Raw genomic sequence first — 14,509 nt, forward strand, 5'->3', positions numbered from 1 at the left:
CGGGTGCACCCGGACGAGTGAGGCGCTGCGGAACGCTGACGTCGCCGGTCCCGGGGCCGACGGTGAGGGTGGTCAACCCCTGCTCGGGGCGCGGCGCTTCAGGCCGCAGCCCCCTTCCCGGACAGTGCCTCCACCAGCTGGTCCCGCGTCATCTTCGACCTGCCCCGCACCCCCGCCGCGCCGGCCCGCTCGTACAGCTCCGCCTTCGACAGGGACCCCAGGTCAGAACCCTTGCCGCCGTCGCGGCTCCGGCCAGTGGACTGCTTGCCGCCGCTGCCGGACCGCTTGCCCCGGCTGCCGCCGGACCCCGACTGCTCCACGCTCCGCCGCAGCGCCTCCATGAGGTCGACGACGTTGGTCGCCTCGGGCGGTTCGGCCTCGCCGACGACCTCCTCGCCCTTGCGCTTGGCCTCCACGAGCTTCTTCACGCGCTCCTCGTAGGTGTCGCGGTACTCCCCGGGCTCCCAGTCGATGGAGAGGGCGTCGATCAGCTGCTCGGCGGTCCTCAGCTCGCGGCCCCCGGCCTTGCTGCGCCGGTCCGGCAGATCGGTCACCACCCCGGCCGGGTCCCGCACCTCGTCGGCCCAGTGCAGGGTGTGCAGCACCAGCGCGTTCGGCTGGGCGCGCAGCGCCGTCAGGTACTCCTTGCCGCGCATGGTCAGCGTGGCGATCCCGGCCTTGTCCGACCGTTCGAGCGCGGCACGCATCAGCTCGTACACCTTCAGGTACTCCTTGCCGCGCGGCCCGACGTAGTAGGTGCGGTCGAAGTAGACGGGCTCGACCTGGCGGAGATCGACGAATCCGGCCATGTCGATCACCTTCGAGCGGCCCGGCGCGATCTCCTCCAGCTCCTCCGGCTCGACGACGACGTACTCGCCGTCGCCGAGGTCGTACCCCTTGACGATCTTCTGGGAGTCGACCTCCTTGCCGGTGCGTTCGTTGACGCGCTTGTTGCGGATGCGGTCCGAGGTGCCGCGCTGCAGCTGGTGGAAGTGCACGGTGTGGTCCTCGGTCGCGGTGTACAGGCCCACGGGCAGGGTGACCAGCCCGAAGGTCAGGACGCCGGTCCAGATCGGTCTCGCCATCGCCTCTCGCCTCCAGTACTGGCCCCGCTCCTGGCCCCGTTCCCGGTCCCGTCCTTCCGGCACGGCCCCAGGTGGCCCGTCAGCCGGCCGTCGTCGCTGTCCGCTCCTCGGCTCGCGCGGCGGACCCGGCCTGCCGCTGGGCCTCGCGTACGGCCCGGTCGGCCTCCCGGGCGCGCTCCCGGGCGCTCTGGTCACCGGCCCGGGCCCGCCGCCGTTCCTCCTGGGCGCGGCGCGTCTGGTCCCGCAGGTCCCGCAGCCGCTCCTCCGCCTCCGTCAGCCGCCGGGCGGCGTCCTCGGCCTCCTTGTCGGCGGACGCCGCCTCCTCCTGCCGGGCGCGCAGCCGCCGCTCGGCGTCCCGGGCCGCCCGGCGGGCCTCGGTGAGACGCCGGCGCTGCTCGGCCGTGCGCCGTCGTTCCTCGCCGCTGCCGGATCGCTTCGCGGCCCCTTCGGGCGCCGGAGCCGGGGGAGCGGTACGGCGGCGTCCCACGGCGGATTCGTCGGCGCCGGGGAAACCCACGGTGGAGCTGAGCGGCTTCACGAGCCGGCCCGCCGCCCACTCCCGGGCCGCCCCGGGATCGGCGAGCGCTGCGTGCAGGGTCTCCTCGACCTCCCGCTGGACGCCCTCACCGACCGGGTGTCCCGCCTGCGCCGCCAGCTGCCGGGCCTGCCGGCCCAGCGCGCCGATCACCTCCCGCTGCTGGTGGGCGAGCCGGCGCAGCTGCGGGCCGTCCAGGTCCCGGTGGGCCCGGCGCAGGTCCTCGCCGAGCGTGAGCAGGGGCCGTACCTCGTCGGCCTGCCGGCGGACGAGCAGGTTGCTGACCCACGCGGCCAGACTCGGCCGCCGCAGCGTGCCGATCTCCTTGGCGAGGTCCGGCTCGCCGGCGTCGCGGGCCTCGGCGGCACGCCGGTCGCGCGCGGCGACGAAGTCCTCCGGCCGCACCCCGTACAGCTCGTCGGCGACGGCGTCCAGATCCACCCGTGCCCCTCTCGCGCACCCGGTACTGGGCTCCGAGTTTCGCGCGGGATGGGCTTTATGCGCCTTTTGTGTATTGCGCTGGGCGGAGAGGGCAGGATTCGAACCTGCGTGGGTCCCGCAAGACCCGACCGTGAGCTGAGCTCCCTGGTCCCCGATCAACCACTCCGGGCACCTCTCCTCGTTCCCGGCCCGGTTCCCCGTGCCGTTCACATGGACAACAGTGGCAGCCCCCGCTGACGCGGCGCTGACGCGACGGCTGCTCACCCGTTCGGACGACCGAGCGGCTTGCCGCACCCGCGCCGGCGGCGCCCGGCCGGATGATGCGGCCAGGCTCCCGGCGTCCGGGTGAACGCCGGGCGACCGGAACACGGCCAAAATTGCATCATTCGTTTTCTTGAATCTCTCGTGTTTATGAGGGTAGGTTCGACGCCATGACCGCAGCCCAGACCCCGACCACCGCCGACGAGCTCCGCGGTGCCGGCCTGCGCGTGACGGCGGCCCGCGTCGCGCTGCTGGAGACCGTCCGGGCCGGTGATCACCTCGGCGTCGAGGCGATCGCCTCCGGGGTCCGCACCCGCGTGGGCCACATCTCCCTGCAAGCCGTCTACGAGGCGCTGCACGCCCTCACGGCGGCCGGTCTCGTCCGGCGCATCGAACCGGCCGGCAGCCCGGCCCGGTTCGAGGGGCGCGTCGGCGACAACCACCACCACATCGTCTGCCGGTCCTGCGGGGCCCTCGCCGACGTCGACTGCGCGGTCGGCGAGGCGCCCTGCCTGACCGCGTCCGACAACCGCGGCTTCTCCATCGACGAGGCCGAGGTCGTCTACTGGGGCCTGTGCCCCGACTGCTCCACCGGCCGCAGTTCCTGAGCACCGATTTCCGCCCCGTTGGGAAGGATTGTCATGACCGAGAACCACGACGCGATCGTCACGGACCCGAAGGCGGAGGAGGCGAGCGGCGGCTGCCCGGTCGCACACGGCCGCGCGCTGCACCCGACCCAGGGCGGTGGCAACCGCCAGTGGTGGCCGGAGCGGCTCAACGTGCGGATCCTCGCCAAGAACCCGGCCGAGGCCAACCCGCTCGGCGCGGACTTCGACTACGCCGAGGCCTTCCGCAGCCTGGACCTGCCCGCCGTGAAGCGGGACATCGCCGAGGTGCTCACCACCTCGCAGGACTGGTGGCCGGCCGACTTCGGCCACTACGGCCCGCTGATCGTCCGCATGGCCTGGCACAGCGCCGGCACCTACCGCATCAGTGACGGCCGCGGCGGCGCCGGCGCCGGCCAGCAGCGGTTCGCCCCGCTCAACAGCTGGCCGGACAACGCCAACCTCGACAAGGCCCGCCGCCTGCTGTGGCCGGTCAAGAAGAAGTACGGCCAGAACATCTCCTGGGCCGACCTGCTCGTCCTCGCCGGCAACGTGGCGCTGGAGACCATGGGCTTCGAGACCTTCGGCTTCGGCGGCGGCCGCGCGGACGTCTGGGAGCCGGAGGAGGACGTCTACTGGGGCCCGGAGACCACCTGGCTGGGCGACGAGCGCTACACCGGCGACCGCGAGCTGGAGAGCCCGCTCGGCGCCGTCCAGATGGGTCTCATCTACGTCAACCCCGAGGGCCCGAACGGCAACCCCGACCCGATCGCCGCGGCCCGCGACATCCGTGAGACGTTCCGCCGCATGGCGATGAACGACGAGGAGACCGTCGCCCTCATCGCGGGTGGCCACACCTTCGGCAAGACCCACGGCGCCGGCCCCGCCGACCACGTGGGCGACGACCCCGAGGCCGCCGGCTTCGCGGAGCAGGGCCTCGGCTGGAAGAGCAGCTTCGGCACCGGCAAGGGCGCCGACACCATCACCTCCGGCCTCGAGGTCACCTGGACCGACACGCCGACCCAGTGGGACAACAGCTTCTTCGACATCCTCTTCGGCTACGAGTGGGAGCTGACCGAGAGCCCGGCCGGCGCCAAGCAGTGGAAGCCGAAGGACGGCGCGGGCGAGGGCACGGTCCCGCACGCCCACGACGCCTCGAAGAAGATCGCCCCGGCGATGCTCACCACCGACCTGTCGCTGCGCTTCGACCCGATCTACGGGCCGATCTCCAAGCGCTTCCACGAGAACCCGCAGGAGTTCGCGGACGCCTTCGCCCGCGCCTGGTACAAGCTCACCCACCGCGACATGGGCCCGAAGTCCCTGTACCTCGGCCCGGAGGTCCCGGAGGAGACCCTGATCTGGCAGGACCCGCTGCCGCAGCCGGAGGGCGAGACCATCGACGCGGCCGACGTCGCGGCCCTGAAGACCAAGCTGCTCGACTCCGGCCTGAGCGTGGGCCAGCTCGTCACCACCGCCTGGGCGTCCGCGTCCAGCTTCCGCGGCAGCGACAAGCGCGGCGGTGCCAACGGCGCCCGGATCCGCCTGCAGCCGCAGCGCGGCTGGGAGGTCAACGGCCCCGACGAGCTGTCGGTGGCGCTGCGCGCCCTGGAGAACGTCCAGCAGGAGTTCAACGCCTCCTCGGGCGCCAAGAAGGTCTCCCTCGCCGACATCATCGTGCTCGGCGGCTGCGCGGCCGTGGAGAAGGCCGCCAAGGAGGCCGGCTTCCAGGTCGAGGTGCCGTTCACCCCGGGCCGCGTCGACGCGACCGAGGAGCAGACCGACTCCGAGTCCTTCGAGGCGCTGGAGCCGACCGCGGACGGCTTCCGCAACTACGTCGGCAAGGGCAACCGCCTGCCGGCCGAGTTCCTGCTGCTCGACAAGGCGAACCTGCTCACCCTCACCGCCCCCGAGACGACGGCCCTCGTCGGTGGTCTGCGCGTCCTCGGCGCGAACCACCCGCAGTCGCAGCAGCTCGGTGTCTTCACCAAGACGCCCGGCTCGCTGACCAACGACTTCTTCGTCAACGTCCTCGACATGGGGACGACGTGGAAGGCGACCAGCGAGGACCAGACCACGTTCGAGGGCCGCGACGCCGCCACGGGCGAGCTGAAGTGGGCCGGCAGCCGCGCCGACCTCGTCTTCGGCTCCAACTCCGAGCTGCGCGCCCTCGCCGAGGTCTACGCCTCCGACGACGCGAAGGAGAAGTTCGTCCAGGACTTCGTCGCCGCCTGGGACAAGGTCATGAACCTGGACCGGTTCGACCTCGTCTGATCCACCACACCGAGGGCGCCCGCCCCGCCGCACAGGCCGGGGCGGGCGCCCCCGTGCGTGCGCATCGTGAGGCGCTCCGGAAGCGGCCGGCGGCCGGACCCGCCCGCGTCGGAGGGCAGCGAAGCCTCGCTCGGGCCGCCAGCTACAGCGAGGGCTTCCCCCTGAACGGCGCGGGAGGCCACGGCGGGCGGCCGCGCGGGCGCCGTCCCTGTGGCCCGCGTTCCCCGCGCCTGGCAGGCGCACGCCGTTATGTTCCCGGTTGTGCCGGGCTTTCGCTCAGGCCCGCCCCGTCCCGTCCCGTCCCGGCGCCCGGTACCGGGAGTTCCCCGCGGCTCAGCTGCGCAGTGCCTCGAACGCGCGGCGGGCGGCCGCCGCGATCGCCAGGTCGATGTCCGGGGCGAGGCCCGCGCGGCGGTCGGCGCGGGTGAGCGCGGCGAGTGCCACGCGGTCACCGGACGCGGCCTCGACCACTCCGACCTCGTGCCGCAGGTGCAGGAACGTGCCGGTCTTGCCGCTCACCCTCAGCGTGTCCGCGCGCAGCTCGCCGGACAGGCGCTGGGTGAAGACCTGGTGGCCCATCAGCCGCCGCAGCTCGGCGGTCGCCTCCGGATGCGAGACCTCGTCCCGCCACACCCGCTCCACCAGGTCGACCAGCGCGGCCGCGCTCCCCGTGTTGGCGTGCGCCGGGTCGAGCGTCTCGATGGTGTGCCGCCCCGCCCGTTCGTCCGACACGGCCAATTCGAGGGCGAGGGAGAAGTCGTCGCCCGCCGCCCCGGCCGCGCACTCGTACATGTGGTTCATCCGGTGCCGTACCCGCAGGCCGTCGCACCCCAGGTCGCGCAGGCGCGCGTCCACCTCCGCCACCGGCACCAGGTCGAACAGGGCGTCGGCGGCGGCGTTGTCGCTCACCGAGAGCATCATCAGCAGCAGGTCCCCGACGGCCACCGTCGCCGGGTGCCGGAACGCCGCCAGCCCGGTGGGTCCCACGCTGCTCCCGGCGGGGTCCACGGTCACCGGCCGGGCAGCGTCCAGCTCGCCGCGCGCGATGCGGTCGAGCACGACCAGGGCGAGGGGGACCTTCACCACCGAGGCGAGAGGTATCACCTCGTCGACGTCGAAGCCGAGGTGCTCGCCGGTGTCGATGTGACGGGCGAGGAACGAGCCGCGCACCCCGAGGGCCGACCAGTCGGCGGCGACGGCTTCGGCGGCGTCGAGGAGCGCGACATCACCCGCGACGCAGGCCGGGCGGCGGAGCTCGCCGGCGCTCATCCGCGGGCCGCCAGCCGCGCGGAGGCGTCCACGGCCGCACCGGGCCCCGGCACCCCGGGTGGACCCGGTACGGCGCCCACGGCGGCCGCCAGGAGCGTCGTCAGCCAGGCCGGCACGTCCACGGAGCTGTGACCGTCCCGGGCCGCGCCCACGTCGTACCCGCGGTGCAGCGACGCGTCGGCCAGCGGCGTCCACGCTGCCGCGTGACGCCGGGCGAACGGCTCGGTGCACAGCAGGCGCGCCCGGCCGGCCAGCGTCTCGGCGAGCGCGGAGGCCGCCGCGCCGGCCGGCCGCGCCACGCCTTCCGGCAGCCCGGCACGGGCGACGGCGCGCGCCAGACGGTCGCGCAGGTACGGAACATGGTCCTCCTCCAACAGCAACAGCGGCTGGGGGAGCGGCAGTTCGCCGACCGGGTCCGAAGCCTCCCGGCGCGGCCGCAGGTCCTCCAGGTGGACCGTCCGGGGACGGTCCCGGCCCGCCGCCGGCCGGGGCGTGTCGCAGGACGCCAGGCCCAGGGGCACGTGAAGCCGCGCGTTCTCCGGGGCGACCCGCACCAGCGCGTACCGGAGCGAGCCGTCGTCGAGCCCCGACGCCCGTGCGGCGGGCGGCAGTTCCCGCACGCCCAGGGTGAACCCCCGGTCCGCGCCGGACCGGATCAGCCGCCCCAGCGCCGCCGCGTCGCAGTCCGCCGGCACCCCGACCGTGTGCACCCGCGCGCCCCGCGCCGCCCGCGCGGCGTGCCGCAACCGCTCGGCCCGCTCCAGCACGTCTCGGGCGTACGGGAGCAGCAGCACGCCGAACTCGGTCGTCGTGACCTGCCGTCGCGAGCGGTCGAACAACAGGCCGCCGAAGTGCTCCTCCAGCGTCTTGATCCGCCTGCTGAGCAGCGGCTGGGCGATGCCGAGCCGGTCGGCCGCGCGGGAGAAGCCGTTCTCGTCGACCGTGGCGACGTACGCCTCGAGATGCGCCAGGAGATCCACCCGCCCTTCATATCAATTAGGCATGACACCTTCAAAGTTGACTCTTGGACATGAGTGGGGTCGGGCTGTTTCGCTGTGCGCACCGAAGATCCACGGCGTCGCCCCGTCCGCCCCGGCGACGCATGACGAGGAGGTCCTCGCCCATGGCCCGTCCCAGCTCGATGCCGCGCCGCCGACTGTTCCAGGCCGGCCTCGCCCTCTCCGCGACCTCGCTGCGCACCCCGGCCGCGCCCGCCTCGGCGGCCACCGGGGCGTCCCGGCGGCTCCGGGCCGACGACGCGCTGCGCGACCTGGAGCAGCACTACGGCGCACGCCTCGGCGTGTACGCCCGCAACGTCCGCACCGGGGACACCGTCTCCTACCGTGCGGGGGAGCGGTTCGCGATGTGCTCGACGTTCAAGACGTTCGCCGCCGCCGCCGTCCTGCGTGACCACGCGGACTGCGCGCCGCTTGACCGGGTGATCCACTACCCGCAGCGCGACATCCTGGACAACTCGCCGAAGACCGCGGAACACGTCGACACGGGTATGACGGTGGGGGACCTGTGCGCGGCCGCCATCCAGTACAGCGACAACGCCGCCGGCAATCTGCTGCTGCGTCAGATCGGGGGTCCGGCGGGCCTCACCCGGTTCCTGCGGTCGATCGGCGACGAGGTGACCCGCCTCGACCGCTGGGAGACCGACCTCAACTCGGCGATCCCCGGCGACCTCCGCGACACGACCACCCCGCAGGCCGTCGGGCGGAGCCTGGAGGATGTGGCGCTCGGGCGGGTCCTGGCCCGCGCGGACCGCGAGCAGCTCCTCACCTGGCTGAAGGGGAACACCACCAGCGCCAAACGCTTCCGCAAGGGCCTGCCGCAGGACTGGACCGTCGCCGACAAGACCGGCACCGGTGACTACGCCAGCGCCAACGACATCGGCATCGCCTGGACCACCCGGAAGACGCCGCTGGTCCTGGCGGTGCTGTCGACGAAGCCCGCCGAGAAGGCGCCGGTGGACGACGACCTGATCGCGGAGGCGGCACGGCTCGCGGCCCGCGTCCTCGCGCCCGGCGAGTGAGGAGACCCCTTCTCAGACCCCGCGCGCCGGCCGTCCCGGCGCGCGTTCCTCTGCCCGGTCGGCCGTCGAGAGCTTGTCCGGGTTGGTGACGAGGTAGACGTCCCGGACCTGCTCGCGGTCCGGATCGAGGTCCATCACCATCACCGCGTGCGGAGCGCCGTCCGCGAAGACCACCACGGACGCGTCCCCGTTGACGTCCCGGTGCCGCAGGTCCAGCCCCGCCGCCGAACGCGAGGCGAACCCGGTCAGGGCGCGGGCGACCTTGTCCCGCCCGCGGATCGGCCGCGGCGCCGCGGGAGCCTTGCCGCCGCCGTCGGTCCACAGGGTCGCGTCCGGCGCCAGGAGCTCCATGAGCGCGCCCAGGTCACCGCCGAGCGTCGCGTCGAGGAACCGCTCGGTGACCTGCCGCCGTACCCGGGGATGGGCCCGGTAGCGGGGACGGCGCGCCTGCACATGCCCCCGCGCGCGGTGCGCGAGCTGCCGTACCGCCGCGGGGGAGCGGCCCAGCACGTCCGCGATCTCGGTGTGGGCGTAGCCGAACACCTCGTGCAGGACGAACACCGCCCGCTCCAGCGGGGTCAGGGTCTCCAGAACCACGAGCAGCGCCAGCGACACCGACTCCTGCCGCACCGCCTCGTCGGCGGCGTCCGGATCGCCGGTGGCGCCGCCGGTGACCAGGGGTTCCGGCAGCCACGGACCGACGTACGTCTCCCGCCGACGGGCGATGCTCTCCCGCCGGGCCAGGGCGTGCCGCACCGTGATCCGCACGAGGTAGGCCCGTGGATGCTCGATGACGGGCGCGGCCCCCGCAGCCCGCCCGCCCCCTGCACCGGCCGCCGGCGCCGCACCGGCCACCGCGCCCGCACCGCCGCTCACGCCGCCCTCGCCGCCGGCCGGGTCCGCCGGCGCTCCGGCTTCCTCGGCCCCGGCGCCGCCCGCATCACCGCCCCGGACTTCCGCCCGGGCCGTGCGCCCCGCCCACGACAGCCATGTCTCCTGGAGCACGTCCTCACTGTCCGTGACCGTGCCCAGCATGTTGTAGGCGATGGCGAACAGCAGCTCGCGGTGGTCGAGAAACACCTGCGTGGCGGTGTCCGCCCCCGCATCCGCCCGATCGTCGGCCATGACCTCTCCTCGCCTTCGCTGACACCTGCTCCCACCCGAGAGGGCCCGCACCCCCGAAGGTGTGACATCCCTCGGCCCCGGTGTGCCGCACGTCTCATCCCGCGCCCGCGATGTCACACCCGCGGGACGCAGCTCCCTCTCCAACGTCAGCGACCGGACACCGCCACCAGAGGAGAACGCCATGAGACTCGTCGTCTTCGGAGCCAACGGACCCACCGGACGGCAGACCACCGAGCAGGCCGTCGCCGCCGGACACGAGGTGACCGCCGTGACCCGCCACCCCGACAGTTTCCCGCTGAGCCACCCCCGGCTGTGCGTCGAGGAGGCCGACGTCCTCGACGCCGCGGCGGTCGAGCGCGTCGTCAAGGGGCAGGACGCAGTGATCTCCACGCTCGGCGTCCCCTACGGCCGTGCCCCCGTCACCGTGTACTCGGCCGGCGTCACCCACATCAGCCGGGCCATGACCCGCCACCGCGTCGACCGCCTCGTCTGCGTGACCTCCACGATCCTTTTCGACGTGCCGGCGCCCGGAGAGGGCCTCTTCTTCAGCAAGGTGCTGGAACCCTTCTTCTCCCGGGTCGTCGGCCGGACCGTCTACGACGACATGCGGCGCATGGAGGACGTCGTACGGACGAGCGGCCTCGCCTGGACGGTCATCCGGCCGAGCGGACTGTTCGACGCGGCCGCGGTCAGTGACTACGAGATCGCCCCCGCCCGGCTGCCCGGCCGCTACACCTCCCGCGCGGACCTCGCGCACGCCCTGCTGAGCACGGCCACCGGTGACGGCCACGTCCACGACTTCCTCGACGTACGCACCACACAGGGCACCCCGACCATGCTCGACCTGATCAAGAAAGAGGCGTTCAGCAAGTGATCCCCGGGGCGCAGGCGGCGACTGATCATAAAATGAGCGGGTGAACTTCTCGTCGATCTACCAGCACGGCTTCGCACGCGTCGCCGCCTGCACCGGCCACGCGGCCGTCGCGGAGCCGCACGCCAACGCCGAGGCCGTCCTGCGGCAGGCCCGCCACTGCGCCGAGGACGGCGTCGCCGTCGCCGTGTTCCCCGAACTGTGCCTGTCCGGCTACTCCATCGAGGACCTCCTGCTGCAGGACGCGCTGCTCGACGAGATCGAGACCGCCCTGCAGACGGTGGTGGCCGGCTCCGCCGACCTCCTGCCCGTCCTCGTCGTCGGCGCCCCGCTGCGCCACCGCCACCGCGTCTACAACTGCGCTGTGCTCGTCCACCGCGGCCGGATCCTCGGCGTCGCCCCCAAGTCCTACCTGCCCAACTACCGCGAGTTCTACGAGAAGCGGCAGATCGCCGCCGGTGACGACGAGCGGGGTGGCACCCTCACGGTCGGCGGCGCCACCGTGCCCTTCGGCACCGACCTGCTCTTCGCCGCCGAGGACGTGCCCGGCCTGGTCCTGCACACCGAGATCTGCGAGGACATGTGGGTGCCGGTGCCCCCCAGCGCCGAGGCGGCCCTGGCCGGGGCGACCGTCCTGCTCAACCTCTCGGGCAGCCCGATCACCGTCGGCCGCGCCGAGGACCGCCGGCTGCTGTGCCGCTCCGCCTCCGCGCGCTGTCTCGCCGCCTACGTCTACGCGGCCGCCGGCCTGGGCGAGTCGTCCACCGACCTGTCCTGGGACGGACAGACCATGATCTATGAGGACGGTGTCCTGCTCGCCGAGACCGACCGGTTCCCGCAGGGCGACCGGTACGCGGTGGCCGACATCGACCTCGACCTGCTGCGCCAGGCCCGCATGCGGATGGGCACGTTCGACGACAACCGCCGTACACACGCCGCCCGGACCAGCGGCTTCCGCGAGGTGCGGTTCCGGCTCGACCCGCCCGCGACGGACCTCGGCCTGCGCCGCCGCGTCGAGCGGTTCCCGTTCGTCCCGGCCGACGCCGACCGGCTCGCCCAGGACTGCTATGAGGCCTACAACATCCAGGTCGCCGCTCTCCAGCAGCGGCTCGCGGCCATCGGCGGCCCGAAGGTCGTCATCGGCGTGTCCGGCGGCCTCGACTCCACGCACGCGCTGATCGTCGCCGCCAAGGCCATGGACCGCGCCGGCCGCCCCCGCAGCGACATCCTCGCCTTCACCCTGCCCGGCTTCGCGACCGGCGAGCACACCAAGGGCAACGCCCACAAGCTGATGCGCGCCCTCGGTGTCACCGCGACCGAGCTGGACATCTCCCCGACGGCCCGGCTCATGCTCCAGGAGATCGGCCACCCGTTCTCCTCCGGGGAGCCCGTCTACGACGTCACGTTCGAGAACGTGCAGGCCGGCCTGCGCACGGACTACCTGTTCCGGCTGGCCAACCAGCGCGGCGGCATCGTCCTCGGCACCGGGGACCTCTCCGAACTGGCGCTCGGCTGGTGCACGTACGGCGTCGGCGACCAGATGAGCCACTACAACGTGAACTCCGGTGTGCCGAAGACCCTGATCCAGCACCTGATCCGCTGGGTGATCAGCAGCGGCCAGTTCGAGGGCGACACGAACGAGACGCTGGCCGCGATCCTCGACACCGAGATCAGCCCCGAACTGGTGCCGGGAGAGGAACTGCAGTCCACCGAGTCGAAGATCGGCCCCTACGCGCTGCACGACTTCACCCTGTTCCACGTCCTGCGGCACGGCTTCCGGCCCTCGAAGATCGCCTTCCTCGCCTGGCACGCCTGGCACGACAAGGACGCCGGCGCCTGGCCGCCCGGCTTCCCCGAGAACAAGCGCGAGGCGTACGACCTGCCGGAGATCTGGCACTGGCTGGAGTACTTCTGCCGCCGCTTCTTCGCCTTCGCGCAGTTCAAACGGTCCGCCATGCCGAACGGGCCGAAGGTGCTGGCCGGCGGTTCGCTCTCGCCCCGCGGCGACTGGCGCGCCCCCTCCGACGGTACGGCGGAGGCGTGGCTGCGCGACCTGGCCCGCTGGGACATCCCGGGCGTCGGGGAGTAGCCGGCCCTGAAAGTGCGGCAGGGGCACGGCAGTCGCCGTACCCCTGCCGCGTTCGGGCGGAGAGGGCAGGATTCGAACCTGCGTGGGCCTCGAAAGACCCGACCATGAGCTGTGCTCCGGTCCCCGATCAGCCACTCCGGGCACCTCTCCTCGTTCCCGGCCCGGTTCCCCGTGCCGTTCACATGGACAACAGTGCCAGGGGCGGCTGACACGACCCTGACCCGGCGCTGACAGGTGGTCAGGACGGGGCGCCGTACACGTCGGTCACGTTGGGGCGGGGCGGCGGGCAGTGGCGCACTGCCGGGCCCCGCGCGAACGCGGCCAGGACGTTCTCCGTCGTCCGCGTGACGAAGGCACGGGTGCGCGCGTCCATGCCGTGGTCCCGGCCGAGCGTGCCCGTGCCGGCCAGCAGACCCTCCACCCAGCGCATGGTGCCGGTGGCGAACACCCCCGCGCCGCCGGGGGCCGTGTAGTACGCCGAGTCGCTGTGACCGGGACGGCCCTCGCAGACCAGGGGGGAGTGGGCGGTGATCTCCAGGGCCGCCGGGGTGGGGAAGGCGGGGGAGACCCGGTCGTACTCGACCCCCACCAGATGGGCGAAGCCGTCCCCGGCGCGGACACCCGTGCCCTCGTACACCCAGTGGCCGGCGGCGCGCACGACGTAGGGGGCGTCGACCGGATAGCCGTCGTAGAGCACGCCGGTGAGCGAGGACTCGGGTGAGGCGGCGGGCGCCAGCCGGTAGTCGGTGGTCACCTCGGCCGGCCGGGACGGATAGCAGGGGTCGAAACGGTAGGCGGTCTTGTAGCAGACGACCGTACGGCCGTCCCCCTGCCGCCCGGAGTCCTCCAGCCGGACCCGCCGGAAGCAGGTGTTGGCGCCGAGGAAGACCAGGTTCGTCCCGGCGTCCCGGACCGCGGTGACGTACGACCGCCGTTCCGGCGTCCAGTACTCGTCGTGTCCGAGGAACACGACGGTGTGCGCTCCGACCAGCACCGAGGGGTCGCGATGGACGTCGACGCCCGTGGTGTAGGCGAGGGGGATGCGCAGCCGCTCGGCCAGCACCACCAGGGCCCGCTCGTACACCAGGAACTTCTCCGCGCCGTTGCCGTCGTAGGGCCGGTCGAAGCTGACCGCCAGCGAGCGGGTCGCGTACGCGCCCGACGCGCCGGTGTAGAGGCTGGCGCCGCCCCAGTGGTTGTACGCCTGCCAGGTGGCCGGTGCGTGCATCAGGACCGTGCGGCCGGCGGCCTCGGTGGAGCGGACGACGAGCGGGACGTACCGCTGGTGGCCGCTGTCCGCCTCCAGCCGCAGCAGGTAGGCGCCCTCCGGCCAGCGGGTGGTGTCCACGGAGAGCGTCGGGGGCCAGTCGGCGCGGACGGTGCGCGTGGCCGGCAGCACTCGCGGGGCCGGCCGGGTACGGCCGGGTATCCGGGAGGAGGTCCATATCCGGCGGGCCTCCTGACCGCCGTACCAGCCGACGCGGAACGCCGACACCCGGAAGGAACCGGCGGTGGTGGACACGTGCAGGCCGAGTTCCTCGCCCGGGGTCACGCTCACCCGGTCGGTGTATCCGGTGATCGCGTCCGGCGGCCCCGGCGGGCCGAGGCGCCAGTCGGCGGTCCCGGGGGCGTCCCGCTCCGCCTCCGGCCGGGCCCGTCCGGCACGTCGGTCCCGGCCGGGCGGCCGCCGGTGAGCCGTGCACGCGGCGGTGGTACCGAGTCCCAGGCCCGCACCGAGGGCCAGGAAGCGCCGCCGGCCCGGCTGGGGGCCGCCTTGGCCGGGCTGGGGGCCGCGCGGGCTCGGTTCTGGGCTGCCGAGGTTCGGCTGGGGGCCGCGCGGGCTCGGTTCTGGGCTGCCGAGGTTCGGCTGGGGGCCGCGCGGGCTCGGTTCTGGGCTGCCGAGGTTCGGCTGGGGGCCG

Annotated in this window: 11 protein-coding genes and 2 pseudogenes; 5 read left to right on the top strand and 8 right to left on the bottom strand. The window is 73.5% G+C overall.

Annotated elements, in window-relative coordinates:
- Window positions 1–98: 98 nt before the first annotated feature.
- From ABZ854_RS11830 to ABZ854_RS11840, 3 genes and pseudogenes are all read right to left on the bottom strand, one after another.
- Window positions 99–1,085, bottom strand: a complete 987-nt coding sequence (locus ABZ854_RS11830; RefSeq protein ID WP_361208065.1) for a Ku protein — start codon at window positions 1,083–1,085, stop codon at window positions 99–101.
- A gap of 79 nt (window positions 1,086–1,164) precedes the next feature.
- Window positions 1,165–2,061 carry a hypothetical protein gene (locus tag ABZ854_RS11835; RefSeq protein ID WP_361208068.1) on the bottom strand — a complete coding sequence of 299 codons (897 nt, stop codon included), beginning with the start codon at window positions 2,059–2,061 and terminating at the stop codon, window positions 1,165–1,167.
- Window positions 2,062–2,144: 83 nt separating this feature from the next.
- Window positions 2,145–2,239, bottom strand: a pseudogene (locus ABZ854_RS11840).
- A 253-nt stretch (window positions 2,240–2,492) separates the two neighbouring features.
- Between ABZ854_RS11840 and ABZ854_RS11845 the strand changes: the two are divergent.
- The gene (locus ABZ854_RS11845; RefSeq protein WP_361208070.1) at window positions 2,493–2,930 is read left to right on the top strand and encodes a Fur family transcriptional regulator; all 438 of its coding nucleotides are present in this window, start codon (window positions 2,493–2,495) and stop codon (window positions 2,928–2,930) included.
- Between the two features lie 33 nt (window positions 2,931–2,963).
- Window positions 2,964–5,198 carry a catalase/peroxidase HPI gene (gene katG / locus ABZ854_RS11850; protein WP_361208073.1) on the top strand — a complete coding sequence of 745 codons (2,235 nt, stop codon included), beginning with the start codon at window positions 2,964–2,966 and terminating at the stop codon, window positions 5,196–5,198.
- Between the two features lie 333 nt (window positions 5,199–5,531).
- Here the strand turns inward: katG and ABZ854_RS11855 are convergent, their stop codons facing one another.
- Entirely contained in the window at window positions 5,532–6,467 is a 936-nt protein-coding gene (locus tag ABZ854_RS11855) for a serine hydrolase (protein WP_361208076.1), read from the bottom strand.
- Window positions 6,464–7,447, bottom strand: a complete 984-nt coding sequence (locus ABZ854_RS11860) for a LysR family transcriptional regulator (protein WP_361208079.1) — start codon at window positions 7,445–7,447, stop codon at window positions 6,464–6,466. Before ABZ854_RS11860 ends, ABZ854_RS11855 begins: the two co-directional genes overlap by 4 nt.
- A 143-nt stretch (window positions 7,448–7,590) precedes the next feature.
- On the opposite strand from ABZ854_RS11860, the gene bla reads away from it, so the two are divergent.
- Complete coding sequence (gene bla, locus ABZ854_RS11865; RefSeq protein WP_361208082.1) at window positions 7,591–8,505, top strand: class A beta-lactamase; 915 nt, start codon at window positions 7,591–7,593, stop codon at window positions 8,503–8,505.
- Window positions 8,506–8,517: 12 nt separating this feature from the next.
- Here the strand turns inward: bla and ABZ854_RS11870 are convergent, their stop codons facing one another.
- Complete coding sequence (locus tag ABZ854_RS11870) at window positions 8,518–9,630, bottom strand: sigma factor-like helix-turn-helix DNA-binding protein (RefSeq protein WP_361208085.1); 1,113 nt, start codon at window positions 9,628–9,630, stop codon at window positions 8,518–8,520.
- A 181-nt stretch (window positions 9,631–9,811) separates the two neighbouring features.
- Here ABZ854_RS11870 and ABZ854_RS11875 point away from each other — a divergent pair, with 181 nt between their 5' ends.
- A complete protein-coding gene (locus tag ABZ854_RS11875) occupies window positions 9,812–10,504 on the top strand; it encodes an SDR family oxidoreductase (protein ID WP_361208088.1) in 693 nt (230 codons plus the stop codon).
- Window positions 10,505–10,544: 40 nt separating this feature from the next.
- Complete coding sequence (locus ABZ854_RS11880; protein ID WP_361208091.1) at window positions 10,545–12,590, top strand: NAD(+) synthase; 2,046 nt, start codon at window positions 10,545–10,547, stop codon at window positions 12,588–12,590.
- Window positions 12,591–12,647: 57 nt separating this feature from the next.
- Here ABZ854_RS11880 and ABZ854_RS11885 read toward each other — a convergent pair.
- Window positions 12,648–12,740, bottom strand: a pseudogene (locus tag ABZ854_RS11885).
- Window positions 12,741–12,828: 88 nt separating this feature from the next.
- Window positions 12,829–14,334, bottom strand: a complete 1,506-nt coding sequence (locus ABZ854_RS11890; protein ID WP_361208310.1) for a N,N-dimethylformamidase beta subunit family domain-containing protein — start codon at window positions 14,332–14,334, stop codon at window positions 12,829–12,831.
- Window positions 14,335–14,509: the final 175 nt, after the last annotated feature.

The sequence above is a fragment of the Streptomyces sp. NPDC047028 genome (genome assembly GCF_040644095.1).
In the GTDB taxonomy this organism is placed as follows: domain Bacteria; phylum Actinomycetota; class Actinomycetes; order Streptomycetales; family Streptomycetaceae; genus Streptomyces.